Raw genomic sequence first — 26,403 nt, 5'->3', positions numbered from 1 at the left:
CAACGAATATCGTTGGGCGTTTGTTTCGATTACCTATCTATTCCGCTAGATTAAGCGACCGCGATTTCTTCTTCATCTAAGTCAAATGACGCTTCGATCAGCTTCTTGGTGTAATCATTTTGAGCATCGTGGAAGATCTCTTCTGCTGTGCCTTGCTCCATCACCTCACCTTTTTGCATTACCAGTACACGGTCTGACAACGCTTTCACCACGCTTAAATCGTGGCTGATAAACAGGAAGCCAATGTTATGTTTCTTCTGAATGTCCTTGAGAAGGTCGATAACGGTTAGCTGAACCGAGCGGTCAAGCGCAGATGTTGGCTCATCAAGTAAGATAAACGAAGGCTCTAGGATTAATGCACGGGCAATCGCGATACGCTGACGTTGGCCACCAGAGAATTCATGTGGGTAGCGGTTGATAGAATGCGGGTCTAGGCGTACTTCTTCCAATGCTGTGCGCGCGCGCTGCATACGTTCACTACGAGATAAACTCGGCTGGTGGACGGTCAAAGGCTCAGTGATGATGTCACCAATGGTCATACGCGGTGAAAGAGAGCCGTAAGGGTCTTGGAAAACCATCTGTACGTCTTTCTTAAGCTCGAACTTTTCTTTGTTGCTCAACGATGCAATATCACGGCCTTTGTATTCAATTTTACCCGTGCTTGGTAGCAGGCCAATTAAAGCACGTCCAAGCGTTGATTTACCTGAACCTGATTCACCAACAATCCCTAAGGTTTCACCTTGTTTTAGTTCCAGTGAAATGCCTTTAACCGCTTCAAAATATTCGTTCTGGCTTTGGATGAACTTCTGCTTGATGAGGAATTTAACTCGAATATCTTCTGCTTTAAGCAGTGGGGCAGCGCTGGCATCAATTGGGTCTTTGCCACCTTTCGGGATGGAGTTAATCAGCATTTGAGTGTATTCGTGTTGTGGGTCGGCAAACAGCGCTTGGCATTCACCTTCTTCCACCACATCACCTTTACACATTACGATAACGCGATCAGCAAAGTGTTTTACTACGCCAAGGTCATGGGTAATAAACAAGATTGCCATGCCCATTTTGGCTTGGATCTCTTTAATCAGGTTCAACACTTCGGCTTGTACTGTCACATCCAATGCGGTAGTGGGCTCATCTGCAATCAGAATGTCGGGCTCATTGATAAGCGCCATCGCAATCATGATACGTTGCAACTGGCCGCCAGAGAATTCATGAGGGTATTTCGTGTAGGCTGTTTCTGGGTTTGGCAGGTGCACTAGGTTAAACAGCTCAATCACTTTTTGTTTCGCTTGGCGAGAGTTCACCGAGCGATGACACATGATCGCTTCGGCGACTTGAATGCCAACGCGCATATATGGGTTTAGTGATGTCATCGGCTCTTGGAAAATCATACCAATGCGGTCGCCACGAATTGACTGCATCGCCTTTTCTGGCAGCGATGTAATTTCGTTACCTTCAAATTGAATAGTGGACTCAGGGTGAACGATGGCATTACCCGGTAGCAAACGCATCAATGCGTTGGTAGATACCGATTTACCACTGCCTGATTCGCCTACAATCGCCAGTGTTTCGCCTTTGAAAAGATCAAAGTTAACGTTTTTAACGGCATCGACAATGCCATCGTTGGTGGTAAAACTGACAGACAGATTACGAACGGTAAGAATTGGTGTGTGTGACATTGTACTTCCTTATCAATTAATCACTTGTGAATGATCGTGAACGCTACCTTGGTATTTCAATGCATCAAAGTGGTGATGCGCTTTTTGCACTTGTTCAAATTCCAACATCCATTGGGCGTTACGCTGCGCAGAACAAAATGCTCCCATGTGGCGTAGCAAGTCTTCACTATGTTTTCTAAGAATATGGTCAGTAGTGCGAACCAAATCTGATGGCTCGATAGATATAAATTGCAGCAGTGCGTAGGTTTGATTCAAAGTTTCAAACGCGGCCTGATGCTGGCCCATGCGGTTGAGTATCTGTGACTGCGAAACAGAAGCGTCGCGGATGCCAGTCACCAAACAGGAGAACTGGCAAGGCTTGGTTTCTTTATTGTTCAAGGCTTGGTGAACATGCTCAGGCATATGAGACAGCACTTGCTCGAAAAGGTAGTGGGCTTCAGGCCAATGGCCTTGTTCTAGTAACTGCTCAGCTTTTAAGTAATGAGTCCAGCATTGCTGTAGATCCATTTGAGCTTACTCCTTGAATTTATATCCTTTTGCCAAAGAGCCGATGAATTAATCGTGCTGCTCTGAGGCCTACTTGGGCATATATTAAAATGCAATTCACTAACGGATGCAAATAATTATCATTTTGAGTTGTTTTTGTTTGAAATTGGTGGTTATTTGAGCGGTTGAGCGCGATTTCGGTGTAAGTCACTAAAATGTAAATGGAATTCGTCTAATCTAATATTATCAAGGTTTGAATAAGGACATGACAATGACGATTCAGAGGCTACAGGCAAGTCAACTCTATCAAGAGACGCAGCTTGATAAGTTGCCAAGCAAATCGACCAAAGAACTGCCGCCGATTGATGAAATTGTTGGTCAAGAGCGGGCGCAAAAAGCAGTTGAATTTGCGATGTCGATTAAGGAGAAGGGGTATAACATCTATGCCATTGGTCAAAATGGCTTAGGCAAGCGCACCATGGTGCTGCGCTATCTCAACCGCCATAAGCACGATACCGATGGCTTGTTTGATTGGTGTTATGTTGCGAACTTTGAAGATACGCGAACCCCACGAGTGCTCAAATTACCTTGCGGGGTCGGCAGTCGACTCAAACAAGATATTGAAAAGATGATCGCAAAGCTGGTGGTGGCGATGCCACTGGCGTTTGATAATGAGCTCTACTTTACCCGTGCTGATAAACTGAAAAACCAGCTAGCGCAAAAGCAGCAGATTGCGCTGGAGTCGATCAGTAAAGAGGCGAAAAAGCAGGATATTAGCCTGACCGTCACATCGCAAGGTGACTATCAGTTTGTCGCCATGAATGGTGAAGAACTACACACTGAAGAGTCGTTCGACGAGTTGAGTGACAAAGAACAAGCTCGCTTTAGTGACACCATTGATGCGCTAGAAGTACAGCTGCGCGATATGGTGCGTGAGCTGACGGAATGGGAAGAGTCTTACAGCGAGAAGATCAAAAAGTTAAACGATGATGTCACACTGGATGTGGTTGCTCATTTCATTAAGCAGCTGAAATTGGATTACGCTCAGTACCCTGACATTAAGCAGTACTTAACCGAACTGCAAAAAGACATTGTCGACAACGCTGACATCTTCTTAGAGCAAGGTAATGAACAGTCCGAAATAGCGGCGGCGTCGTTAGATAAAAAACTGCCGCGCCGTTACAAAGTAAACGTGTTGGTTAATCGACCTGTGTGTGAATTCCCAGTTGTGGTTGAAGAAAATCCGAACTATCACAGCTTGTTCGGATACATAGAAACCGCGACCTTCAAAGGTACTGTGTTTACTGATTTCTCTTTGATTCGTGCGGGTAGCCTGCATAAAGCCAATGGTGGCGTACTCTTGATGGATGCGCAGAAGGTACTCGAACAGCCATACGTTTGGGATGGTCTCAAGCGTGCGCTTCGCTCTCGTCAGCTTAGCTTTACCTCATTAGAGAAAGAATTGACGTTAACCGGTGCTGTCTCGCTTGATCCGGAGCCAATCCCGCTTGATGTGAAAATCATCCTGTTTGGCGATTACCGCACTTATCAATTGCTACAACATTACGATCCGGAGTTCAGCGAGCTATTCCGTGTGACTGCCGATTTTGAAGACGAAATGAAACGCACCGAGGATTCAGAGCTGCATTACGCACGCTTTATATCCAGCGTAGTACACGATAACGGTATGCTGCATTGTGATAGAAAGGCCATCGGCCGCATCATCGAACACAGTGCACGATTGGCTGGCGATCAAAACAAAATCTCGCTCCATTCAGCCCATATTGCCAATCTACTGCGTGAGTCTAACTACGTCGCTCGCCAAGCTAACGCTAATATGATTCGCTCTTCTCACGTAGAAGAGGCGCTGGCCAATCAAGAGCTGCGCGTAAGCCGCTTGAAAGATACTGTGATGGAGGGTTTCATTAACGGCACAACGCTTATTCATACTCAGGGTGACGCAATTGGCCAAGTTAATGCGCTCTCGGTGCTGAGTACGAGTGAGTACATGTTTGGTGCGCCTAATAGAATCACTGCCACTACCTGTTATGGTGAAGGGGATGTGATTGATATTGAGCGCAGTGTCGATCTTGGCGGCAGCATTCACTCAAAAGGGGTGATGATCCTTACCGCTTATCTCTCTTCGGTATTTGGTAAAACCGCGCGCGTGCCACTGACAACAACCATTACGTTTGAGCAATCTTACGGTGGCGTGGATGGTGACAGCGCTAGCATGGCCGAATTTTGCGCGGTGGTGTCAGCGTTTTCAAAGCAGCCGAACCGACAAGATATCGCCATTACTGGCTCGATGAACCAATTCGGTGAGTCGCAACCGATTGGTGGTGTGAACGAGAAAATCGAAGGCTTCTTCGATGTGTGTGTGATTAAAGGGCGCCACAACACGCAAGGGGTGATTATCCCGCGCTCGAACATGCACAACCTGATGTTAAGGCCAGATATCGTAAAAGCGGTCGAAAAAGAAGAGTTCCACATTTGGGCGATTGACCATGTAACTGAGGCGATTGAAATCTTCACGGGCAAGCCAGCCGGCACACCGAGTGATGAAGGCAGTTACCCAATCGATACTATTTTTGGTATCGCGCAGGCGAAATTAAACGCGCTGAGAAAATAGCAATAGCGCACAAATAACAAAGGCTCTCGTAAAGAGAGCCTTTTTCTTTTCGGCCAAGCTTAGAATTGAATTAATTCATTACCTGATAATTGGCTTTTTAGAGTGGCGTTGATATTGCCAAGCGTGGTATCGGCAATATTCGCCAGTGCCTCAGTGGTTAAAAAGGCTTGGTGACCTGTAAATAATACATTGTGACAAGCAGACAGGCGGCGGAATACGTCATCGACAATCACATCGTTAGATTTATCTTGGAAGAATAAATCACGTTCGTTGTGGTAAACATCTAAGCCTAATGCCCCAATTCGACCTCGCTTGAGCGCTTCAATCGCGGCGGCAGAATCTAGCAATTCACCGCGACTGGTATTGACGATCATGACGCCATCTTTCATTTGATCAAACGCCGCTTCGTCGAGTAGATGGTAGTTCTCTTTCGACATCGGGCAATGTAACGTGATGACGTCACTTTTTTCAAACAACTCTTCTTTAGTTACATAGGCCGCGCCCATATCGAGTGCTGCTTGATTTTGGTAAGGGTCGAAGCAAAGTAAGTTCATACCCAAACCTTTAAGAATGCGCATGGTCGCAATGCCGATTTTACCGGTGCCGATGATACCGACGGTTTTGCCATGGAAGTTAAAGCCGACAAGGCCATCAAGGGAGAAATTAGCATCGCGGGTGCGTTGATACGCTTTGTGAAAGCGGCGGTTTAAACACATCATCATACCGACAGCATGCTCGGCGACCGATTCAGGTGAGTAAGCTGGTACGCGCACCACTTGAATATCGAGCTGCTGGGCTGCTTCTAGATCGACACGGTCAAAACCGGCGCAGCGCATTGCGATCAATTTGATACCTTGCTTTGCCAGTTGCTCAAGCACAGGGCGCGATAGATCGTCGTTAACGAAAGCACACACGGCTTGGCAGTCTTGTGCCATTTTTGCGGTCTTTTCAGTTAATTGGAAATCATGAAAGTGGAGATTAAACCCATAACCTTGGTTACTGCTTTTAAATGAAACTTCATCGTAAGATTTAGAACTGAATACAGCGACATCTACCATTGAAAATACCTCAAAATTGGGGCGCCTATATGCTTTGAAAAATAAAGAATCGTGGCGCGAAACCTAATTACTATTGATATACGTAAATGACTTCAAAATAAACCATGAATAGTGTGTGGGGAAGCGGGAATATTGTCACAAGAGTTGTTCTGGTTATAATAATGTTGCAAAAAAGAAAATAAAGGAATATTAAAGTGATCACTATTTCAGCCATGCAAACCCATCATCTCGATGAAGTGTCGCAGTTAACGGTAGTGGAAGAACAACAGGCTTTCGTCGGTACAATGCAGGAGATATTGGCCAACGTAAACGATGAGGTACACCCTCATGTGATATTGCATCAACAGCAAGTAGTTGGCTTCTTTTTAATCGACACCCATTACCAATATGGTTATGACTTTTGTTTGCAAGATGGTCTTGGCCTACGCGCATTCTTTATTGATGCCGCGCAGCAGGCAAAAGGATTTGGTACTCGTGCGGTAGAGTCTCTTTCCGCTCATTTGAGCTTAAACTATCCACGTTTTAAATCGATTTACTTAACCGTAAATTGCGAAAACCCAATCGCGTATGGCTGTTATCAAAAGGCCGGGTTCTTCGATACGGGTAAGCTATATCATGGTGGCCCCTCTGGCCCGCAACATATAATGATTATGCACTTTTAAGTTGCGTGGGTAGGGCATTGAGCTTCAAGGTGGCTGTGATAGAATCGCCTCCTTTTCCGCCAGTTGTAAATTGAAGTATGCGCCACTTAAAAACCACAATTCACCCAGATATAGAACACTTAGACGATAAAACCGTTTTTCAGCGCAAAGCTGCGCGTGCGATAGTCATTGATGGTGAAGACATTTTGCTGCTCTATACAGAGCGTTACCACGATTACACCATTCCTGGTGGTGGCTTAGACGAAGGCGAAGATGTGATTGCAGGTATGGTTCGCGAGCTTGAAGAAGAAACTGGCGCCAATAACATTCACAACATTAAACCATTTGGTATCTATGAAGAGTTTCGACCTTGGTACAAAGATGATGCCGATGTGATGCACATGACGTCTTACTGCTACACGTGCAAAATTGATCGTGAACTAGGCGAAACGGCCTACGAAGATTACGAAATCAAAAATGGCATGAAGCCAGTATGGATGAATATCCATGATGCTATCGCTCACAATGAGAAAACCATGGCGGAGAGCCCAAAGAAAGGTATGAGCATTGAACGCGAGACTTTCTTACTTCACTTGGTTGCACAAGAAATGTTGTAGAATTAACCCACTTCGGTGGGTTTTATTTTGTCTGCTCAATGGCGAGGCCGGCAACGATTGATGGGTAAGATGAAAACGTATTTTGTTTCATAACAAATCATCTCAATGAACAATTTCGGTATATACTTACTCAAGTGATTGAATTAATAATATTAAAACTACGTTAGGTTTTACGCCAAGGTAGAGAGAAACAAGCTAAGGGAGTAGCTATGGCTAAACTGCGACATGTCGTTATCGGCGCAATGCTTGCACTATGCAGCAGCGCGAGCTTTGCAAAAGTGATTGAAAGTACCTCTTTGGTTGGCTTTGGCTCGGCCAAATATGCAGAGGATTTTGCCCACTTTGATTACGTAAACCCTGATGCGCCAAAGTTTGGCAAAATGACGTATGGCGTGGTTGGTACTTACGATAACTTCAACCGTTATGCTTCTCGTGGGGTGGCGGCGCAAGGCACTGGCGAGTTATACGACGCGTTAATGTTTTCCCCTAGTGATGAAATCGATGCCTATTACCCGTTAATTGCTGAGCGAGTACGTTACTCAGATGATTACACTTGGCTTGAATTAGACATCAACCCAAAAGCGCGCTTTCACGATGGACAACCAATCACCGCTCACGATGTGGCCTTTACCTTTGACAAATTCATGGCTGAAGGTGTACCGCAATATCGGGTTTACTATAAAGACATCAAATCGGTAACGGCGAAAAGTGATTTGGTAGTGCGTATCGAAATGGCGACACCAAACCGCGAAAAACTGTTTAGTTTCGCGCAAGGTACTAAAGTACTGCCAAAGCATTTTTGGCAGGATAAAAACTTCTCCGAACCGCTGTCTGAACCGCCTGTTGGTAGCGCGGCCTACAAAATTACGGAATACAAATCTGGCCAGAGTGTCACCTACACCCTTGATGACAACTACTGGGCGAAAGATCTGCCGGTAAATATTGGTCGCCATAATTTCCAGCAAGTTCAATACGACTATTACCGTGATGACACAGTGATGTTAGAGGCGTTCAAAGCGGGCGAGTTTGATTTTAGAATCGAAAATTCAGCCAAGTTTTGGGCCAACTCTTACACGGGTCAAAACTTCGATAAAGGCTTTATTGTTAAACAGCAGATCCCGCATCAAAAGCCAGAAACCACTCAAGGTTTCGTGTTCAATACACATCGAGACGTGTTTAAAGATCCTAAAGTTCGCGAGGCGCTCAACTACGCGATGGATTTTGAGTGGATGAACAAAAACATGTTCTACGATCAATATTCACGTACCCGCAGCTATTTCCAAAATACCGATTACGAAGCAAAGGGCTTGCCGAGTGAAGGAGAGCTAAAAATATTAGCGCCATATAAGGACCAAATACCTGAGCGTGTATTCTCTGCCGAATACCAACCGCCAGTGACAGACGGCTCTGGTCGTATTCGTAGCCAAATGCGTACGGCATTTAAGTTACTTAAAGAGGCCGGTTGGGAGCTAAACAACAAAGTGATGACCAATGTTGAGACAGGTCAGCCACTATCGTTTGAGATTTTGGTCTATAGCCCAACCACAGAGCGCATCGTGATTCCGGTACAGAAGAACTTAAAGCGCATGGGTATTGAGATGAAAATCCGCAGCGTGGATACCACTCAGTACATTAAGCGTATGCGCGATCGTGACTTTGACATGATCTCAAGCCAGTTCAGCGCTAACCCTTATCCGGGGCCAAACCTCATGATTGTCTGGAACTCTCACTTCCTTGATTCGTCTTACAATAAGGCTGGGGTGATTGATCCAGTGGTCGATGCGTTGACCCAACAAATCGCCGACAACCAAAGTAACCCAGAGCTGTTACTAGATCTAGGCAGAGCACTAGACCGCGTGCTGCAATGGAATTACTACATTATTCCTCAGTGGCATTCGGGTACCTACCGCGTGGCAATGTGGGACAAATTTGAGCGTCCAGAATTAATGCCAAAATACGACTTGGGCATGGATACGTGGTGGATTTCAGAGCAGAAAAGCTTGAAACTTCCAGAGAAACGCCGTTAAAGAGGGATAAATGGCAGCGTACATATTTCGTCGATTATTGTTGGTGATCCCCACATTGTGGGCGATCATCACCATCAACTTCTTCATCATTCAAATCGCGCCCGGTGGGCCAGTAGAGCAAGCTATTGCCCAAATTGAAGGCCACAGCTCTGGCATTATGGAGCGCTTTGCTGGTGGCGGTAATGAAGCGGGCTCAGCGACTGACCTAAATAGTGATGACAGCGCAACAGGCTATAAAGGTTCGCGCGGACTTGACCCTGAAGTTGTGGCAGAGATAAAGAAGCAGTTTGGTTTTGATAAACCGCTGCATGAGCGATATTTCGACATGCTCAAGAACTATGCGACCTTTAATTTCGGTGAAAGCTTATTTAAAGGCGGTAACGTGATTGATTTGATTGTCGACCGGCTGCCCGTATCTATTTCACTTGGTCTGTGGAGTACGTTAATCATTTATTTGATATCAATCCCACTGGGGATTCTGAAAGCCATTCATCATGGTTCTCGGTTTGATATTTGGTCTAGTGCGCTGGTGATTGTGGGTTATGCCATCCCCGGATTTTTGTTCGCCATTATTCTTATTATATTGTTCGCCAGTGGCAACTATTTTAGTTGGTTCCCGCTGCGTGGTTTAGTCTCTTCTAACTTTGATCAAATGACGTGGTATCAACAAATTGGTGATTACTTTTGGCACCTTGCACTGCCTATTGCTGCGATGGTGATTGGTGGCTTCGCGACCTTGAGCATGCTGACCAAGAACTCGTTTTTAGATGAAATCAATAAGCAGTATGTGGTAACGGCGCGTGCAAAAGGGTTAGATGAACAGAGCATTTTGTATCGCCATGTGTTTCGTAACGCCATGCTGATTATCATCGCCGGTTTCCCAAGTGCATTTATCAGTATTTTCTTCACCGGTTCAATGCTGATAGAGGTGATGTTCTCACTCGAAGGGATTGGGCTACTGGGTTTTGAATCGACCATACAGCGCGACTATCCAGTGGTGTTCAGCTCGCTTTATATCATGACGTTACTTGGCTTAGTGCTGAGCATTATTTCAGACCTAACTTACACTTGGGTTGACCCAAGAATTGATTTTGAGGCGCGCTAATGTGGAATAAAAACAAAGCTCCGAATCCTCTAAATCAAGCGCGTTGGCAACGATTTAAAGCTCATAAACGCGGTTTTTGGTCGCTATGGTTGTTTGCTATTTTGTTTGTGTTGAGCCTTTTCGCTGAGTTGATTGCCAATGATAAGCCACTGTTGGTTGAGTATGACCAACAGTGGTTTGTGCCGGTTTTCAATCAGTATGCTGAAACAGAATTTGGCGGTGAGTTTGAAACTGAGGCCGATTATACCGATCCTTATGTCATCGAGTTGATTGAAGAAAACGGCTACATCATTTGGCCGTTGATTCGCTTTAGTTACGACACGATTAACTTCAATATCTCAGGTGCAGTACCTTCTGCGCCTGATTCTGCCAACTGGTTAGGCACTGATGATAAAGGCCGAGATGTATTGGCGCGGATCATTTACGGCTTTCGTATATCGGTGTTGTTTGGCTTTGTACTGACCATCATCTCAAGTGTGATTGGAGTGGTGGTAGGAGCGACACAAGGCTACTACGGTGGCTGGCTCGATCTTATTGGTCAACGTTTCATTGAAGTGTGGTCAGGCATGCCGACCCTGTTTTTGTTGATTATTCTATCAAGCTTTGTTGAGCCAAACTTCTGGTGGCTACTGGGCATAATGGTGCTGTTTAGTTGGATGAGTTTAGTCGGCATTGTTCGTGCGGAGTTTTTGCGTTGCCGTAATTTTGATTATGTGAGAGCGGCGCAAGCCATGGGCGTGAGCGATAACCGAATCATGCTACGTCATATGCTGCCTAATGCCATGGTGGCCTCGCTTACCATGATGCCGTTTATTCTTTCTGGCTCGGTCACCACATTAACCTCACTCGACTTCTTAGGGTTTGGATTACCCGCAGGTTCACCTTCACTGGGCGAGCTACTGGCGCAAGGTAAAGCCAATTTGCAGGCCCCTTGGCTTGGTATCTCTGCATTTGCCGTACTATCTGTGATGCTGACTTTGTTGGTGTTCATTGGTGAAGCGGTACGTGACGCATTTGACCCTCATCATCAAGGACGATAGCCATGACTGAAACTATCCTTACAGTAAAAGATTTATCGGTTGGTTTTGGTCGAGCAGGGAAAATCGATGCCGTTACCCATCAGGTTTCGTTAGAGATTAACAAAGGGGAAACCTTAGCTTTAGTGGGAGAGAGTGGTTCAGGTAAATCTGTCACCGCTAATGCCATCCTCAAATTACTCCCTAAAGGTTCTTCTCACTATCTAAACGGTCAAATTACCTTTGATGGTACTGATATGTTGAGCTGCTCGGAACGTCAATTGCGCGGTATTCGCGGTGGTCGAATTGGGATGATTTTCCAAGAACCTATGGTCTCGCTCAATCCGCTGCATAAAGTGGGTAAACAGCTGGTCGAAACACTAGCGATACACCGTGGGTTAAGACAAAACAAAGCGGAACAATTGGCGCTTGAATGGCTTGAAAAAGTGGGCATTCGCAACGCAGCATCAAAAATTTCTGCTTACCCTCATGAGCTTTCTGGCGGGGAAAGGCAGCGCGTGATGATTGCGATGGCACTTATCAATGAACCAGAACTACTGATCGCGGATGAGCCGACCACAGCGCTTGATGTATCGGTACAAGCGCAAATACTCGATTTACTCAAAGCATTACAGCAAGAGCTTGGTATGGCGATGCTGTTCATTACCCATGATTTGAGCATCGTCCGTAAAATTGCCGATAGAGTCGCGGTCATGCAAAGTGGTGAGTTGGTTGAGGTTGGCGAATGCCAGCAAGTGTTTACCGCACCAGAGCATGCCTATACACAAAAGCTGATTAACTCTGATCCTAAAGGTTTACCAGTGGCGGTGAGTGACAATGCGCCGACATTGCTATCGGTTGAACAATTGCGAGTTTGGTTTCCGATTACAGGCGGATTGTTTAAACGCGTTATCTCACACATCAAAGCGGTCACTGATATGGGCTTTGATTTACGCCAAGGCCATTCAATTGGGTTAGTGGGTGAAAGTGGCTCAGGTAAATCAACGACCGGCATGGCTATCTTACGTTTGGTTAATTCGGAAGGTTCGATCAGCTACCAAGGCAATCAAATTCAGGGTTTAGACCGTAAAGCTATGCTGCCTTATCGCAGTAAGATGCAGGTGGTGTTTCAAGACCCATTCTCCGCGCTCAATCCAAGAATGTCGGTTGCACAAGTGATTGGTGAAGGCTTGCATGTTCACACCGAGATGTCAGAACAGCAGATTGATGATGTGATTGTCGAAGCAATGAAAGAGGTGGATTTAGATCCGCAAACACGCTTTCGTTACCCGAATGAGTTCTCAGGTGGGCAGCGTCAGCGCATTGCCATTGCGAGAGCGTTGGTACTAAAACCAGAGTTTATATTGCTCGATGAACCGACCTCTTCACTCGATAGAACCGTACAGGCGCAGATCCTTGATTTGCTCAAATCCTTGCAGCAAAAATACCAGCTGACCTACCTGTTTATTAGTCACGACTTGAACGTGGTGAAGTCTTTATGTCATTACACGATAGTGATGAAACAAGGCGAGATTATCGAGCAAGGGGAGACTCAGCGACTATTTGAGCAGCCTCAACAATCTTATACTCAAGAGCTAGTGGCGCTCTCTTAACTGAGTTCTTTATTCAGCAAGGCTTGGAGTGAGTAATGTATCGTTTACATTACTCACTTAAATCATTGTCTAAACTAATGTTACTTGGCTAGCACTGGCAAGGCATAGCGGTTTGGCAAACCAAAAGCCTTGTAAGTAATGCACACCCATCTTAGTGAACTTACGCTGCATATCTGCGTTTTCAATGCCTTCAATGACCACATCTACATTATTGTCTGAGCACAAACGAGTAATGAAGCTTAGGTACTCAAAGGTTGCAGGGTTTTCTAATGCGCGCCAAGCGAGCATCTTATCGACTTTGATTTGTTTAAAAGGCAGTTCAAAGAAGCTGTTGAGTGAGCTGTAGCCCGCACCGAAATCATCCAGTGATAATCTAAACCCGTATTCGTTAAGGCGGCAAAGCTGCGACTCTGCACTCTTGTTTCCGTCGAGAATGATGGTTTCCGTCAATTCTAGTACGATGCGATCTGAGTCGATTTGGTATTCATCAATCATCATCTTCACCCTGTCAGGGAACTGATTATTGAGTAGCTGCAATACCGACACGTTAATGTTGACCCGAACTTTACTGTTATGGGCTAACTGATACTGCTTGATGAATTGACATGCTTTATTTACCACCAGATATCCAAGGTCGACGATCAGGCCATTTTTCTCAGCCACAGCGATGAACTCATCGGGGTAGATTTGCCCTAGTGTTGCATCATTCCAACGAACCAATGCTTCAAAACTGGCAATGGTGTTGTCTTTGGCGTTGATGATGGGCTGAAAACGTACGCTAAGAATGTTGTTTTTGATCGCTTGCGCCAGTTCTCGTTCAATATGAAAGTGGCGGTCGACCTTTTTCTTGGTCGCGGCGTTGTAGATCCCTAGATAGTTTTCATGCTTTGCGCGGGCAAATTGGCCGGTTCTCGCCGCAATCTTAATGATCTCTTCCGGCGGTAGGGCGCGATCAAAATTTGGCACGATACCAATACTGATGTCGGTGCCAAAAAGGTAGCCATTCATTTCGATGGATTGACGATAAGAACTTAAGATCCGTTCGCCAAGGTTGTTTATCTCATCTTCGTTGTATTGGCCTTTGACTAAGATGGCGAAGTCATCCGATTGCACGCGATAGATATCGACAAATTCATCCGGAAAGGTGTTCAGCGATGAAAGCAGATGAGACATCAAATCGCGTAAAATATGCGGGCCGTGCAGCGATTGGTATGAGCGAATATCTTCGAGATGGATATAAATCAGTGAGTACTGCTCGTTGGCTTGCAGGCTTAGGCCAGACAGGTCAACCGACAGTTTATGACTATTAGATAAACCAGAGGCGTTATCACGAAATGCTGCTTGATGGACATAGGTTTCCATGAGCTTGGCGTCAGAAATATCGCGATGACAGCCAATAATGAATGTTTGGCCATTGATGGTTTTGGTGATGCCAGAACCTTCAATCCACACATACTGGCCATTGGTTTTACGCACTCGATATTGCGTAACTTGCTTTTCGTTGCTGGTATCTAAATGGTTTTCAACTTTTTCAAGTAATACTTGGCGATCAAAAGGGTGGATAAGATCGAGCCATTTACTGAATAGGATTTGCCCATCAGCAATACCAAATTGCTGATAAAAAGAAGGGTTGTAGAAGATAACATTGTCGGTGTCTGTCATGTAAAACAGGCCGTCATTCATCACATCGAACATGTGCATGAAATGATGGCCCATCAACATATCGAGTTCGGCAATGGAGATCAGCGGCGAAAAAGTGCTGTTGATCATCTGAGCCTCCGACGATACTAATGACATTTGGCGATATGGTTGTGGCTTAGCCATTGATTTCTACGACCTAATCAATTTGTTAATGGGACTACTTCAAGCCTAACTACGGGCAGCAGCATAGTAGCGTTTGTACATGAATATTTAATTACCGACTACCGCCGAATTCACATCGTGACCATAAACATCGTCGCGCGATACTGTATGGTGGTTTTTTAGTCTAAATAAAATTAATCCATTTAGATTTGTGTAGTCAGTCATAAAAATTCAAATGAATCTAATGGCATAACTGACTGTTTTGGTTAACGTTTCATCACCAAACTGGTGGAAGCGTAACCATTGTAGATACGCGCTTATTTATCAATCTATCAATATATCGACTTTTTATGCGTGTTCTTTAGTGATTTTATAGATAAGGGCGGCATTTTAGCGATCAAATTGCGTTACGTAAAAGCAAGCGTTTGCGTGGGTTTATAAGGGCTAGAGCTGAAATTGCTTGTTAAAATCTGGGGTTAGAGGCTAGACTTCAGGTTTTGATAAAGAGGTGATGTGATGAGCGAGTATCAAGGTGATGCTGATTGGCAAGATCAAGAAGAAGAAATAGAGATTGAAGCGATAGGTATCGACGTATCATCACATCCTATTGAGTTGTACAAAGTCTTCAAAATAGCAAACTTGGTTGGCGGCGGCGGTGAAGCAAAGCATTTGATTGCCGAAGGCTACGTGGCTGTGAACGGTGAGTTAGAAACCCGCAAGCGTCGTAAGATGTATGATGGCGATTTCTTTGAGTTTAACCAGGAGTACTACGTGGTAGTGTGTGATGCTCCGGTTACCGAACCAGAGCCAAAAGCTCCGCGAGAAGTAAAAGCGGAGAAAGCGCCAGCTAAAAGCCGTAAAGACAAGCCGAGCAAAGGCAAAAAGGCAAATAAGCCGAGCCTATCGAAAGCTAAATCTGCTGCAACCAAGTCTGTAGATAAACCTAAAGAAGACAAACCTGCGCGCTCAAGCAATGGTCGCTCGTCGATCGATTTCTTCTAAAGCACATCTGATTCAATTATTTATAAAGGAGGCTAAGCCTCCTTTTTTATTGCCTTGTCACTATTGTGGTTTTTGTAAAAAACGTAAATCTGAGATGACTTTGATACAAATCTAAATGATAATGCATTGCATTAATGATTATGGAGTTAAGTATGAAAGTTTCAACGTTAGCACTGCTTACAGGGTTAGTAGCGTTTGGTGCCAATGCAGAAATGGTCGAAGTGACCCACGTTCAAGGAACCACTAAGCTAGAAGCGAACCCTGAACGCGTTGTCGTGATTGGTGTGGGTGCATTAGACGCGGTTGTTACACTGGGTGTAGAACCTGTCGCGCTATCAAGTGTTAGCATGTTCCCTGACTACCTCGCTAAGTACCGTAGCGGTGACTTTATCTCAGCGGGCAGCGTTTCTGAGCCTAACTTTGAGACTATTTATACCCAAAAACCAGATCTTATCGTTATTGGTTCGCGTGCAGCGAGTCAGTTCGAAGAGCTAAGTAAAATTGCACCGACGGTAGTGTTTGCGCCAAATGATGAGCAAGGCTACTGGCAGAGTACCCAGCAGCAATGGCGCAACCTAGGTGAGATTTTCGGTAAACAAGAATTTGTTGAGAAGAAAATTGCACAAGTGGATAGCCAATTCAAAGCGATTCGTGATTACAACCAAAACAACGATGTAAACGCACTGACTGTAATGAGTGCTGGTGGCAACATTACTGCGTTTGGTGCGGATTCTCGTTTCTCTGCTATTTACCGTGATTTCGGCTTTACTGAAACAGTGAAGGGCATCAAAGCGAGTCGCCATGGTGATTTGGTCTCTTACGAGTTTATTCGTGAATCAAATCCACAAACTTTGCTGATTGTTGATAAAGACATGCTGATCAACAAAGGTACAAGCACCACGAAACGTGATTTTGAAAACGAATTAGTCAAAGCGACAGATGCATACAAGAACAAGCACATGGCTTATCTAGACATCAACGCTTGGTACTTGGCCGCATCTGGCATTCAAGCAACAGAACAAATGATTAAAGATGTTCAATCTTCAATCGACCTATAAAACAACAAGATAGTGAAAGTCGCCCAAGCAAACTTGTTTGCTTGGGCTTTTTAGCGTTAGAGGCAAATTTTGAAAAAGCTATTGCCATTATTAATCGTGCTTAGTTTTGCATCCCTATTTGTAGGGGTAGGGGATCTAAGCCTTGGTGCGTTAATCGCTGGTGAAGCAAGCAGTTGGAACCTGCTATTTACCAGTCGTATCCCTCGCTTAGTCGCAGTATTGCTTGCGGGTGCAGGCCTGAGTATTGCAGGTCTTATCATGCAGCAAATCAGTCAAAACCGATTCGCCGCGCCTTCTACTTCCGGTACAATCGAATGCGCCATGCTTGGCTATGTGCTTAGCCTCGTTTTCTTCGGTGGCCAACAGATTTGGTTGATTTTCCTTATTTCAATGTTGGGCACATTGATGTTTGTGCAGTTCATTAATCGCATCCAATTTAAGAATGCCATTTTTGTCCCGCTGATCGGCATCATTTTCGGTAACGTTGTTGACTCACTTGCGACCTTTATTGCCTATAAATACGACGCGTTGCAGAACATGTCTGGTTGGGCGGTGGCGAACTTTGCCAACCTACTGCAAGGTGACTACGAACTGCTTTACATCGCGATTCCGATTGCCATTATTGGCTACTTGTTCGCTACTCGTATCTCAGCGGTCGGCCTCGGTAAAGATTTTGCGACCAACCTTGGCCTGAATTATCGCCAAGTGATCGTACTGGGCGTGACCTTAGTGTCGATTATGTCAGCTAGTGTGGTGATGATTGTTGGTCAACTGCCTTTCCTTGGCCTTATTGTGCCGAACTTAGTCAGCAAGTTTTATGGTGATAACTTGCGTAAGAACATCCCTTTAACCGCGGTACTAGGTGCACTGATTGTACTGTGCTGTGACTTGGTTGGACGCACGATCATCTTCCCTTATGAGATTCCAATTTCGATGATCATTAGCATGCTTGGTGGCGGTATCTTCATCTTCTTTATTCTGCGAGGTCAAAAGAATGCAGGATAGAACTAAATTAGTGCTACTAGCGGTGGTTGCTTTGGTGTTTGCGGGCTTATTTATTGGCCTAGGTCTTAATGCCGATAACTACCAATACTTCTTATCTCGCCGCGTACCGAAAGTGATGGCGATGATTCTGGCGGGCATTGCGATTGGTCAATCTGCATTGGCATTTCAAACCATCACTAACAATCGCATTTTAACGCCAAGCATCATGGGTTTTGATTCCCTTTACATGTTTACTCAGGTTGTGGTGGTCGTGGCATTTGGCAGCATGAGCTCGTACGTGCTTAATGACTACGTAAACTTCTCATTGTCGGTCAGTGTGATGCTCGGTTTCTCGGTGTTGCTGTTCAGTTTTTACTTTGGTAGCAAACAGAAAAACCTAATGGCATTGCTGCTGTTAGGTGTCATCTTAGGCCAGCTATTTGGCAGCGTTTCGTCATTTTTGACTATGTTGATGGACCCAAATGATTTTGCTGCGCTGCAATCAAACTTGTTTGCCAGTTTCAACAACATCAAAGTCGAGTTGGTTTATCTGTGTACGCCATTACTGGCGATTATCAGCTTACTGCTGTTCAGGTTGAACCGCGTGCTGGATGTGTTTTGGTTAGACAAAGACAACGCAACCAGCTTAGGGATTGATGTTAAGCGCGTTACCTTGCAAGTATTGATTCTATCCGCATGTTTGATTGCCATATCAACCGCTTTGATTGGGCCAATCATGTTCTTTGGTTTGTTGGTAACCAACTTAGCCCGTGAAATGCTCAAATCTTATCAACACCGAGTGTTATTGCTGGGTGTGTCATTGCTCTCTGTCGCTTCGTTACTGAGTGGCCAATGGGTTGTAGAAAATGTGTTTGGATTCTCAACCACGTTGAGTGTCGTGATTAACTTTATTGGTGGTATCTACTTCTTGTCGATGCTGCTACGCAACAAAATCGTTTAGGGTCATTATGATTAAATTACAAAGCCTAACTAAATTATTCGGCAAGACGGCAGTAGTGAATGATGCCAGCGCTGAGTTTGAAAAAGGGAAAGTGACCGCAATCATTGGCCCAAACGGTGCGGGTAAAAGTACATTGCTATCGATGGCTAGCCGTTTGGTAGAAAAAGACCAAGGTGAAGTCTACATCGATTGCAAAGAACTCGCGGATTGGGATACCAAAGAGCTAGCCAAACGCCTTGCGGTACTGCGCCAAGCAAACAACATTACGATGCGTTTTACTGTGCGTGAGATGATTGCGTTTGGCCGTTTCCCATACAGCCAAGGCAAGCTGACTGCGGAAGATCATAAAGTGATCGAACAAGCGATTGAGTATTTAGACCTTGCAGATATTCAACACAAATACCTTGATGAGCTTAGTGGTGGACAAAGGCAGTTGGCATTTATCGCCATGGTGATAGCCCAAGATACTGACTACGTCTTCTTGGATGAGCCGCTCAACAACCTTGATATCAAACACTCGCTACAAATCATGCGTAACATCGGCCGCTTAGCGCGTGAGATGGATAAAGCAGTAGTTGTCGTGATTCACGACATTAACTTTGCTGCTTGTTACTCTGACAAGATCATCGCCTTGAAGAAAGGCGAGGTGGTTGCTCAAGGTACGGTTGCAGAAGTGATTCAAGCGGGCGTGTTAGAAAGTATCTATGAAACGCCATTCAATATTATTGAGCAAGATGGCAAGCGCATGTGTACTTACTACTGATTTGCATCGCAGATGCTAAAAGGCTTCCCTATGGGGAAGCCTTTTTTGTTTGGTTATTTGGTTAAGTCGTCAATGATAGGGCATTGACTGTCGCCATTCCCGGGGCACGATGATACCCATTGTTTTAGCTGTTTTTCTATCTCTTGAAGTTGGTGGATTTTCATTTCCACTTCTTTGAGTTTTTCCTGCGCTTTGGCTTTTACTTCACTGCTTTTTCTCTGTGGGTTATGCGCTAACTCGACGAACTCTTTGCACTCAGCAAGGGAAAATCCTGCGCTTTTGGCACGCGAGACAAGGTTTAGTTCTTGTAAGTGTTGTGAGCCATATTCTCGGTAGCCAGAAGCGCTACGTAATGGCGGCGTGATAATGCCTTTATCTTCGTATAGACGAATCGACTTACTCGATAGCCCAGTCAATTGGGCAACTTGACCAATATTCATGGTTTGTACCTTTAGTTTGAACCCTGTTAGCTTACCATAGTTGATTTTATCAGGGGTAGCAGCGTTAACTCATGTCTTTACGCATCATCGCATTAGGCGGATAACCAAACGCCTTTTTAAACGCGATGGTGAAATTTGAAGGGTGAGTATAGCCCGCTTCGTACGCGGCCTCTGTGATGGAGATGATGCCCCGTTCTAGATGCTGCTTGGCTATCTCTAATCGACGGGTACGAATATAACCGTTGATGGTGCAGCCGATGTGATTGCGGAATTTACGCTGAATATTGGATGGGCTCATAGCAAAGCGATGGGCAATCAAATCAATGGTTAGCGGGTTATCTAAATTGGTTTCAATGTAGCTGATGATATCTTCCACATCCGCTTGAGCAATTGGTTCAAACTTACTGTCTGATTTTTGAATGGTTTGCTCTTCAAGTTGAGCAAAGATGATCTCCATTAGCTGCATCGAGATTTTTTCAAGTTTTATCTTATTGAGAAAGCTGGTGGCGTCATGCAAATCGAGTACTTGGTCAACCAATTGGTAGACCTCTTCAGTGAGGTCGAATCGGATCGAGCTTTTATGGCCTTTCAAGAACTGACGCACGCGACATGTTTCAGAGCTGCGTGCCAAAATCCAATCCGGCTTGAGCATTAGGTTAAGCTTGGTGACTTGGTTGCCCTTGGTGATTCGGCGTCTAAAGTTCGCGGGCTTGGTGAGATTAACTAAAATCCCTTCCGCTTTCGTGCGTGCATCAAGATTGAACTCTAAATCGTCATAGCCAAACTCAAGATGGCCTTGCAGTAATAACGTCACGATGATGGAAACAGGCGCAGTCGATACGATGTTAGAATCGGTCAGTTCTTCGCTTCTGCTACCATGCAGAGCAAAACAATCATCGACGCGATGAGAGACAAAGTGACCTTCGACTAAAGGGCCATCGTGCCTTCGCCCAACACCGACGATTAACTGCTTTTCGGATTCCTCAATTTTCTTGGTGAGTGCTACTTTTTCTAGTCTTGGTCGAGATTTAGTACCGACGCCCATGCTGTATTTCCTCATAACATGAATGCGATTGTGCATAACTCAATTCACTTTGTGAATCGAGGTTTCAATCCTATCATGCTTGCGAATTGTTATCATTTAGATTTAAAGAGGAAGTTCATGAAAAGGGACATTCGAGTTAAACCCAGCAAGTCTGTCGTCAGTTTAGCCGTCGGCTTAGCGCTTTCATTCTCAGCAGTTGCAGAGGAAAGTACCTACTTTGACGAAGTCGTTGTTTGGGGTACGAAAGTATCGAGCAGCTCTGAGTCTATCGGCGCGGATGATATGTCGCTAAAACAGGCGGATCATATGTCTGACTTGATGCGTGATGTCCCTGGCGTTGATGTTGGCGGTACTCATTCGGTAAACCAACGTATTAATATTCGTGGCCTTGGTGAAACCGATTTAGACATTCGACTTGATGGTGCTTCTCAGCACGCCAATATGTTCCACCATATTGGTAACCTTACCCTTAACCCAGACATTTTGAAATCAGCTGAGATTCAAGTCGGTAATAACTCTGTGGTTCAAGGTGGCCTTGGTGGCTCAGTGTATTTTGAAACCAAAGACGCAAAAGAACTATTACGCGATGGTGAAACGGTAGGCGCGCGCGTTTATGGTGGATATGCAAGCAATGCCAGCCATAAAGGCTCTATTACGGGTTATGCGCAATTGAGCGATCAAATCGACGGTATGCTATACATTCACGGTGTAGATAACGATAACTTCGAAGATGGCAATGGTATCGAAAACTACGGCGCCGATGGTGAAATCTACAACATTTTAGCCAAGTTTGGCTTTGAACCTTCTCAGCATCATCGTTTTGAATTCTCTTACGATTTGTACCGTGATGAAGGTGAATACAGTGCAAGACCGGACCGTGGCTATGATGCGAATACGACCGGCCGCGACGCAGACTTACTGCTGCCAACGGAATATGATCGCGATATCGTGCGTTTGGGCTATGAGTTTTCCGGCAATAACCATAATGCTGATGTAACGTTATATAGTTCAACCACGGAAATCACTCGTGATGAAACGCCAACATCATGGAGCTTTTTAAACCGAGACAGCATCAATACCGCGAAAAACCAAAACATTGGTTTAAGTGCCAAGGTCCAGTCTGATGTTGCTCTCGGCACTATTGGTAACACCTTTACCTATGGTTTGGATTACATGGATAAGGAGTCATCCAGTAGCTACGGCGGCATTGATTATATGGATGAAAATGCCATTAGCACTGCACTTTATGTCGAAGACAGAATTCAGCTTATCGAGCAATTTGCCTTAACATTAGGTGTTCGCTACGACGACTACCAACGCAAAGCGGAAACCAGCGACAAGAATTACGATGAAGTGACTTGGGCGGTTGCGGGTGAGTTTGACGTGACGGATTCATTCCAAGTCTTTGCTAGCACACGTACGCTATTCAAAGCCCCTGAATTGTTAGAGACGTTTATTCAGTTTCAACAAAACACAGTGCTGGCAGATGATCTTCGCCCAGAAACGGGCCAAAACAGCCAAGTGGGCTTCAAGTTTAACCATTGGGCAGGCGAGCACTACTTTGGCTCTAACCTAACGGTGTTTAAAACTGAAATTGATGACTACATTATCGAAGGTTATGAGCGCTCAATCAGTGGCTACTACATTGAGAATGGCTTTGATATTGAGCTAACAGGCTTTGAGCTATCTGGCGTGTACGGCTATCAAGGCTTCACGGGTAAACTAAGTTACGCGAAGAGTGACGGAGATAATGTCACTGACGGTGGGCCTTATGCGTCAACCGGTAGTATGCCGCGCAGTAAAGATATTGGTGATTCAGTTTCTTTAACGCTTGATTACCAAATGGATGATTTAGGCCTGATCTTTGGTTGGAACTCTTTGTTCGTGATGGATGAAGATAACGTGATTCAAGGCAACCCAATAAAACAGGGTTACGATGTTCATAACCTTTATGTGCAATGGGTGCCGACTCAGCATGATAACTTATCGGTTACCTTCGGGATTGATAACGTGTTCGATGAAACGTATACCTCTCACGCTTCAACCAGTGGTGTAGGAACCCTATACGATGCATCACGCAACCCAATCGGCACATACTTTGCCGACGATTTTGAGCCAGGGCGTAACTTTAAACTCTCTGCGGCTTACCACTTTTAACCTTCATTAAAATGTGTTGTTGCATTGGCTGCCCAACTTGGGCAGCTTTTTTTGGTTTAAAATCCAGTTGAACGCGAGTCAAAGCTGAGTGATTTATCACCAAATTACGAGCTTGATTCAAAAATTTTGTAATCTTTCCCCGTTTGCATACAGAGCTCCGAGTTGTGCTTTGTTGTCTGTCTAGTCGATTTTAGCGCATAAAATGCCCCAAAAGAGGCATGTCAACAGCTGTTGTAAGACGTTAAAATAGCGCTGCTAATTTTACGCTAGGCCTTGTTTTTAGTAGGTCTATGCAAGGTATTGAATGCTTTTCGAATAATTTCCAACCTCAAATAAAATTGATTCTTGCTTTAGATCAAGAAAAAACGTTTGGCTTGAAATTAAAGATAAAAGAAAGTTGAAAGATTTAAAAATTATTTTAATATTTAAACTCATTAAACAATGAAGCATCTGCTTCTACATTAAGTCTGAAACAGGATACATACCTCATGTCTAACTCGTTAGTGTTGGTTATTAACTCTGGTAGCTCTTCTCTTAAGTTCGCAGTCATCGATTCAAATACAGGCGATGCGCTTGTAAGTGGCTTAGGCGAATGCTTTGGTTTACCTGAAGCAGTTATCAGTTGGAAATACAACGGCGAAAAAACCGAAGAAGCCATCACTGCGGCAGATAATCATCACCAACACGCAATCAACCGCATTGTTGCGTTGATTGAAACGTTAGGTTTCTCTTCAGACTTAGTAGCAGTTGGCCACCGTATCGTTCACGGTGGTGAGAAGTTTACATCGACAGTACGTATCGATGAGCATGTTTTAGCCGAAATTGAACGTCTTTCAGACCTAGCTCCGCTCCACAACCCTGCTGGTGCGAAAGGCATTCAAGCGGCTATGACTGCTTTCCCTGCATTGCCACAATTTGCAGTATTCGACACTGCATTCCACCAAACAATGCCATCTAAAGCATTCACAGGTGCGATTGCTAAAGAGCTTTACTCTGAGTTTGGTATCCGTCGTTACGGTTTCCACGGTACAAGCCACTACTACGTGAGCCGTGAAGCCGCAAAAGTGATCGACAAACCAATCGAGAAAAGCAGCTTTATCTCAGTTCACCTAGGTAACGGTGCGTCAGTTTGTGCAATCAAAGATGGTAAGAGTGTCGACACTAGCATGGGCTTTACGCCGCTGGCTGGTCTAATGATGGGTACGCGCTGTGGTGACCTTGACCCAGGCATCATTGAATTCCTAATGAAGAAAGGTTGGTCACAAGACAAAGTATTTGAAACTCTGAACAAGAAATCAGGTTTCCTTGGTGTGTCAGGCCTAACAAGTGATGCTCGTGGCATCCTAGAAGCAATGGAAAACGGCCACGAAGGCGCGAAACTAGCGTTCCAAGTGTTCACATACCGCGTAGCGAAATACATTGCTTCTTACATGGTTGCACTAGAAGAGATTGACGGCATCATCTTCACTGGTGGTATCGGTGAAAACTCACTGCCAATCCGTCGCGAAATCTTGAGCTACCTAAAAATCTTCGGTTACAAAGAAGATGCACAGGCTAATGAGTCGGCTCGTTTTGGTGACCAAGGCGTGATCACTCAAGAGGGTTCACCAATCGCGATGGTAATCCCGACTAACGAAGAATTCGTAATTGCACAGCAGTCAGTAGAGCTGCTATAAAACTCTACTCATTTTGGGAACTAAGCTAAAGCCCTTTCCGTTTGGAAAGGGCTTTTCTTTTGTCTGCGATAAACTGTTGCCGAGAAGCGATAAGTATCATTGCTTTGTCGGGTTTTTCGGTATAGTGTTCTATCGATGGTTGTCGGAGGCAATATGAGCCACCCAGAGTTTACCTATTTAGAATTGCAGCGCTTTGCTGAAGCGGGCGATGTTAGCCACTTATACATGGCGCAATTTACGTCTAACCGCCAGTTTCATCGCATTTTAAAAATCTTAACCACGACTAAATATTCGGGCTTATTTACCCAAGTCTTTCATAAAGAGCAGATTGCTTATCACAGCCAAGAAAACGAGTTTTTCGTCTTGGCCGCGCTGGCAAAGCTCGATTTTGAGCAGACGTTTGACGCGTATTTTGCGTCGGTGAACTTTGAAAATTGGCAACAGGTGTTTAAAAACTCTTTGCTAACGCGCTACTTAAAGGCATTTACTGAGCGATCCCTTGCAGAGCAAATGATTCAGCTCGGCGCAAAAGTTGACTCAAAATGCCTGTATTTGATCAAACCGGATAATCCGAATTTCTCATGGATGCTGCAGCACTCTGATAAAACAGCTGTCACAGCCTGGCTAAATGAAAAACTCTACAAGCAACTGGCATATTACAAGCATCCAGCTAACTACACGCCAGTAGCGAAAGCCTACTTACAGCAAGGGCATGGGATGTGGCAACAACCTGATTTAGCGTTGTTGCAAGAGTTCGCTTCTCTCACTGAGCACTATCAAGGTTACTTTTATCAGGGCCTTTCGGCAGATTGGTTGATGTTGTCGCTGCTTCTTGAAGACGAAGCGCTCTTTGAGTTGTGTCTTAGCCAAGGTTGTGACGTTAACGAAATGGCTTCAAATGGCATGTTAGCTCTAGTGGAAGCGAGCGGCCGTCAAGGCATGGAAGAGTATGCGACTAAGTTAGTTGCTAAAGGCGCTAATGTTAACTATCGCGATGCCAATAACCATTCGCCACTGTTTGCGGCTCTGGCAAGAACGAATATTGATTTGCCGCTTGTCCGTTTGCTTTTGGAGCAGGGTGCTCAGGTCAATCATCGCACCTTTACGCATGAAACTATCCTGCATGCGTTATTGCCTCACTTATCAGAAGAGTTAAAGCAATTGCTAGAGAGTTACGGTGCGCGAAGCCATGGTAGTTACCAACAACTTGAAGAATATACCGAGAGTGAGCCGTTTTAGGCTCTGACTATTTTGTCATTTATTGGATATAATCAACAAAATATGATGGTCAGCAGCTCACTGCTGCATAGTGATATTGGGTTTAAGTATGTTTATTGTTGCAAGACTGGCGAAACTCGCGGTTATTAGTGTGGTGTTCTTTACCATTTTCGATTTGGTCAACTCAGGTCATATTTCATGGCCATACCGTTTAATGGCCGCCCTCGGTTTTTAGCCTTTCGCCAGTGAGTCCGTTTGACTTACAATTTATGGCCGTGATTGGATGGTGTTGATTCAAATTGATACGCATATTTAGATTGACCTTGCCCAAGCTTGATTTGACGGCCATTTATCAACTTAGTTGTTTGGTTTAGTATTCGTTCTTAGCAAGCAATAATTGATAAAATACTTTATATACAGTGAGT

The 26,403-nt window shown here is 44.8% G+C and carries 22 protein-coding genes; 16 read left to right on the top strand and 6 right to left on the bottom strand.

Annotated elements, in window-relative coordinates; translation table 11 throughout:
* Positions 1–50: 50 nt before the first annotated feature.
* Positions 51–1,676 carry an ABC transporter ATP-binding protein gene (locus tag MU515_RS10290; protein WP_260260335.1) on the bottom strand — a complete coding sequence of 542 codons (1,626 nt, stop codon included), beginning with the start codon at positions 1,674–1,676 and terminating at the stop codon, positions 51–53.
* 12 nt (positions 1,677–1,688) lie between these two features.
* Complete coding sequence (locus tag MU515_RS10285) at positions 1,689–2,183, bottom strand: hypothetical protein (RefSeq protein WP_260260334.1); 495 nt, start codon at positions 2,181–2,183, stop codon at positions 1,689–1,691.
* A gap of 250 nt (positions 2,184–2,433) precedes the next feature.
* Here MU515_RS10285 and MU515_RS10280 point away from each other — a divergent pair, with 250 nt between their 5' ends.
* On the top strand, positions 2,434–4,794 hold the full coding sequence (locus tag MU515_RS10280) for a Lon protease family protein (RefSeq protein WP_260260333.1): 2,361 nt from the start codon (positions 2,434–2,436) through the stop codon (positions 4,792–4,794).
* Between the two features lie 59 nt (positions 4,795–4,853).
* Here the strand turns inward: MU515_RS10280 and MU515_RS10275 are convergent, their stop codons facing one another.
* The gene (locus MU515_RS10275; RefSeq protein WP_260260332.1) at positions 4,854–5,852 is read right to left on the bottom strand and encodes a 2-hydroxyacid dehydrogenase; all 999 of its coding nucleotides are present in this window, start codon (positions 5,850–5,852) and stop codon (positions 4,854–4,856) included.
* Between the two features lie 194 nt (positions 5,853–6,046).
* Between MU515_RS10275 and MU515_RS10270 the strand changes: the two genes are divergently transcribed.
* The 6 genes from MU515_RS10270 to MU515_RS10245 all read left to right on the top strand — a co-directional run bounded on the left by MU515_RS10270 (position 6,047) and on the right by MU515_RS10245 (position 12,871).
* Entirely contained in the window at positions 6,047–6,514 is a 468-nt protein-coding gene (locus tag MU515_RS10270; protein WP_260260331.1) for a GNAT family N-acetyltransferase, read from the top strand.
* 77 nt (positions 6,515–6,591) lie between these two features.
* Positions 6,592–7,110, top strand: a complete 519-nt coding sequence (locus MU515_RS10265; protein ID WP_260260330.1) for an NUDIX hydrolase — start codon at positions 6,592–6,594, stop codon at positions 7,108–7,110.
* 242 nt (positions 7,111–7,352) lie between these two features.
* Positions 7,353–9,137, top strand: a complete 1,785-nt coding sequence (locus tag MU515_RS10260) for an extracellular solute-binding protein (protein WP_260260368.1) — start codon at positions 7,353–7,355, stop codon at positions 9,135–9,137.
* Between the two features lie 10 nt (positions 9,138–9,147).
* Positions 9,148–10,242, top strand: coding sequence for a microcin C ABC transporter permease YejB (locus MU515_RS10255; protein ID WP_260260329.1), 1,095 nt, complete (start codon positions 9,148–9,150; stop codon positions 10,240–10,242).
* Complete coding sequence (locus MU515_RS10250) at positions 10,242–11,282, top strand: ABC transporter permease (RefSeq protein ID WP_260260328.1); 1,041 nt, start codon at positions 10,242–10,244, stop codon at positions 11,280–11,282. Before MU515_RS10255 ends, MU515_RS10250 begins: the two co-directional genes overlap by 1 nt.
* A 2-nt stretch (positions 11,283–11,284) precedes the next feature.
* Positions 11,285–12,871, top strand: coding sequence for an ABC transporter ATP-binding protein (locus tag MU515_RS10245; protein WP_260260327.1), 1,587 nt, complete (start codon positions 11,285–11,287; stop codon positions 12,869–12,871).
* 69 nt (positions 12,872–12,940) lie between these two features.
* Here MU515_RS10245 and MU515_RS10240 read toward each other — a convergent pair whose 3' ends face one another.
* The gene (locus MU515_RS10240) at positions 12,941–14,641 is read right to left on the bottom strand and encodes an EAL domain-containing protein (protein ID WP_260260326.1); all 1,701 of its coding nucleotides are present in this window, start codon (positions 14,639–14,641) and stop codon (positions 12,941–12,943) included.
* A 549-nt stretch (positions 14,642–15,190) separates the two neighbouring features.
* On the opposite strand from MU515_RS10240, the gene MU515_RS10235 reads away from it, so the two are divergent.
* From MU515_RS10235 to vctC, 5 genes are all read left to right on the top strand, one after another.
* Positions 15,191–15,676 carry an RNA-binding S4 domain-containing protein gene (locus tag MU515_RS10235; RefSeq protein WP_260260325.1) on the top strand — a complete coding sequence of 162 codons (486 nt, stop codon included), beginning with the start codon at positions 15,191–15,193 and terminating at the stop codon, positions 15,674–15,676.
* Between the two features lie 152 nt (positions 15,677–15,828).
* Positions 15,829–16,734 carry a siderophore ABC transporter substrate-binding protein gene (locus MU515_RS10230; protein WP_279257160.1) on the top strand — a complete coding sequence of 302 codons (906 nt, stop codon included), beginning with the start codon at positions 15,829–15,831 and terminating at the stop codon, positions 16,732–16,734.
* A gap of 69 nt (positions 16,735–16,803) precedes the next feature.
* On the top strand, positions 16,804–17,739 hold the full coding sequence (gene vctD / locus MU515_RS10225) for an iron chelate uptake ABC transporter permease subunit VctD (RefSeq protein WP_260260324.1): 936 nt from the start codon (positions 16,804–16,806) through the stop codon (positions 17,737–17,739).
* Entirely contained in the window at positions 17,729–18,679 is a 951-nt protein-coding gene (vctG, locus tag MU515_RS10220) for an iron chelate uptake ABC transporter permease subunit VctG (protein ID WP_260260323.1), read from the top strand. The genes vctD and vctG overlap by 11 nt, the downstream gene beginning before the upstream one ends.
* A gap of 7 nt (positions 18,680–18,686) precedes the next feature.
* Positions 18,687–19,442, top strand: a complete 756-nt coding sequence (gene vctC / locus MU515_RS10215) for an iron chelate ABC transporter ATP-binding protein VctC (protein WP_260260322.1) — start codon at positions 18,687–18,689, stop codon at positions 19,440–19,442.
* 53 nt (positions 19,443–19,495) lie between these two features.
* Here vctC and cueR read toward each other — a convergent pair whose 3' ends face one another.
* Both cueR and MU515_RS10205 read right to left on the bottom strand, forming a co-directional pair.
* Positions 19,496–19,882, bottom strand: coding sequence for a Cu(I)-responsive transcriptional regulator (cueR, locus tag MU515_RS10210; protein WP_260260321.1), 387 nt, complete (start codon positions 19,880–19,882; stop codon positions 19,496–19,498).
* 64 nt (positions 19,883–19,946) lie between these two features.
* The gene (locus MU515_RS10205) at positions 19,947–20,927 is read right to left on the bottom strand and encodes a helix-turn-helix domain-containing protein (RefSeq protein WP_279257159.1); all 981 of its coding nucleotides are present in this window, start codon (positions 20,925–20,927) and stop codon (positions 19,947–19,949) included.
* A 117-nt stretch (positions 20,928–21,044) separates the two neighbouring features.
* Between MU515_RS10205 and MU515_RS10200 the strand changes: the two genes are divergently transcribed.
* The 4 genes from MU515_RS10200 (at position 21,045) to MU515_RS10185 (ending at position 26,213) form a co-directional block, all read left to right on the top strand.
* Positions 21,045–23,084: a TonB-dependent siderophore receptor gene (locus MU515_RS10200; protein ID WP_260260319.1), complete on the top strand. Its 2,040-nt coding sequence runs from the start codon at positions 21,045–21,047 to the stop codon at positions 23,082–23,084.
* A 488-nt stretch (positions 23,085–23,572) separates the two neighbouring features.
* Entirely contained in the window at positions 23,573–24,760 is a 1,188-nt protein-coding gene (locus MU515_RS10195) for an acetate/propionate family kinase (RefSeq protein WP_260260318.1), read from the top strand.
* Between the two features lie 153 nt (positions 24,761–24,913).
* Positions 24,914–25,999, top strand: coding sequence for an ankyrin repeat domain-containing protein (locus MU515_RS10190; protein WP_260260317.1), 1,086 nt, complete (start codon positions 24,914–24,916; stop codon positions 25,997–25,999).
* Positions 26,000–26,087: 88 nt separating this feature from the next.
* On the top strand, positions 26,088–26,213 hold the full coding sequence (locus MU515_RS10185) for a hypothetical protein (protein ID WP_260260316.1): 126 nt from the start codon (positions 26,088–26,090) through the stop codon (positions 26,211–26,213).
* The last annotated feature ends 190 nt before the right edge of the window (positions 26,214–26,403 follow it).

Source organism: Vibrio intestinalis, assembly GCF_025195085.2.
GTDB lineage: Bacteria > Pseudomonadota > Gammaproteobacteria > Enterobacterales > Vibrionaceae > Vibrio > Vibrio intestinalis.
Note: the sequence above shows the minus strand (reverse complement) of the source record. Positions and strands in the feature narration are given on the sequence as shown.

Bases quoted from the DNA above. Each gene is read 5' to 3' on its own strand.
- MU515_RS10195 (WP_260260318.1), top strand. From the start codon at position 23,573: ATGTCTAACTCGTTAGTGTTGGTTATTAACTCTGGTAGCTCTTCTCTT.
- MU515_RS10265 (WP_260260330.1), top strand. From the start codon at position 6,592: ATGCGCCACTTAAAAACCACAATTCACCCAGATATAGAACACTTAGAC.
- MU515_RS10250 (WP_260260328.1), top strand. From the start codon at position 10,242: ATGTGGAATAAAAACAAAGCTCCGAATCCTCTAAATCAAGCGCGTTGG.
- MU515_RS10185 (WP_260260316.1), top strand. From the start codon at position 26,088: ATGTTTATTGTTGCAAGACTGGCGAAACTCGCGGTTATTAGTGTGGTG.
- MU515_RS10205 (WP_279257159.1), bottom strand. From the start codon at position 20,927: ATGGGCGTCGGTACTAAATCTCGACCAAGACTAGAAAAAGTAGCACTC.
- MU515_RS10235 (WP_260260325.1), top strand. From the start codon at position 15,191: ATGAGCGAGTATCAAGGTGATGCTGATTGGCAAGATCAAGAAGAAGAA.
- MU515_RS10280 (WP_260260333.1), top strand. From the start codon at position 2,434: ATGACGATTCAGAGGCTACAGGCAAGTCAACTCTATCAAGAGACGCAG.
- MU515_RS10190 (WP_260260317.1), top strand. From the start codon at position 24,914: ATGAGCCACCCAGAGTTTACCTATTTAGAATTGCAGCGCTTTGCTGAA.
- MU515_RS10245 (WP_260260327.1), top strand. From the start codon at position 11,285: ATGACTGAAACTATCCTTACAGTAAAAGATTTATCGGTTGGTTTTGGT.
- MU515_RS10275 (WP_260260332.1), bottom strand. From the start codon at position 5,852: ATGGTAGATGTCGCTGTATTCAGTTCTAAATCTTACGATGAAGTTTCA.
- MU515_RS10285 (WP_260260334.1), bottom strand. From the start codon at position 2,183: ATGGATCTACAGCAATGCTGGACTCATTACTTAAAAGCTGAGCAGTTA.
- MU515_RS10260 (WP_260260368.1), top strand. From the start codon at position 7,353: ATGCTTGCACTATGCAGCAGCGCGAGCTTTGCAAAAGTGATTGAAAGT.
- MU515_RS10255 (WP_260260329.1), top strand. From the start codon at position 9,148: ATGGCAGCGTACATATTTCGTCGATTATTGTTGGTGATCCCCACATTG.
- MU515_RS10200 (WP_260260319.1), top strand. From the start codon at position 21,045: ATGAAAAGGGACATTCGAGTTAAACCCAGCAAGTCTGTCGTCAGTTTA.
- vctG (WP_260260323.1), top strand. From the start codon at position 17,729: ATGCAGGATAGAACTAAATTAGTGCTACTAGCGGTGGTTGCTTTGGTG.
- MU515_RS10240 (WP_260260326.1), bottom strand. From the start codon at position 14,641: ATGATCAACAGCACTTTTTCGCCGCTGATCTCCATTGCCGAACTCGAT.
- MU515_RS10290 (WP_260260335.1), bottom strand. From the start codon at position 1,676: ATGTCACACACACCAATTCTTACCGTTCGTAATCTGTCTGTCAGTTTT.
- vctC (WP_260260322.1), top strand. From the start codon at position 18,687: ATGATTAAATTACAAAGCCTAACTAAATTATTCGGCAAGACGGCAGTA.
- MU515_RS10230 (WP_279257160.1), top strand. From the start codon at position 15,829: ATGAAAGTTTCAACGTTAGCACTGCTTACAGGGTTAGTAGCGTTTGGT.
- cueR (WP_260260321.1), bottom strand. From the start codon at position 19,882: ATGAATATTGGTCAAGTTGCCCAATTGACTGGGCTATCGAGTAAGTCG.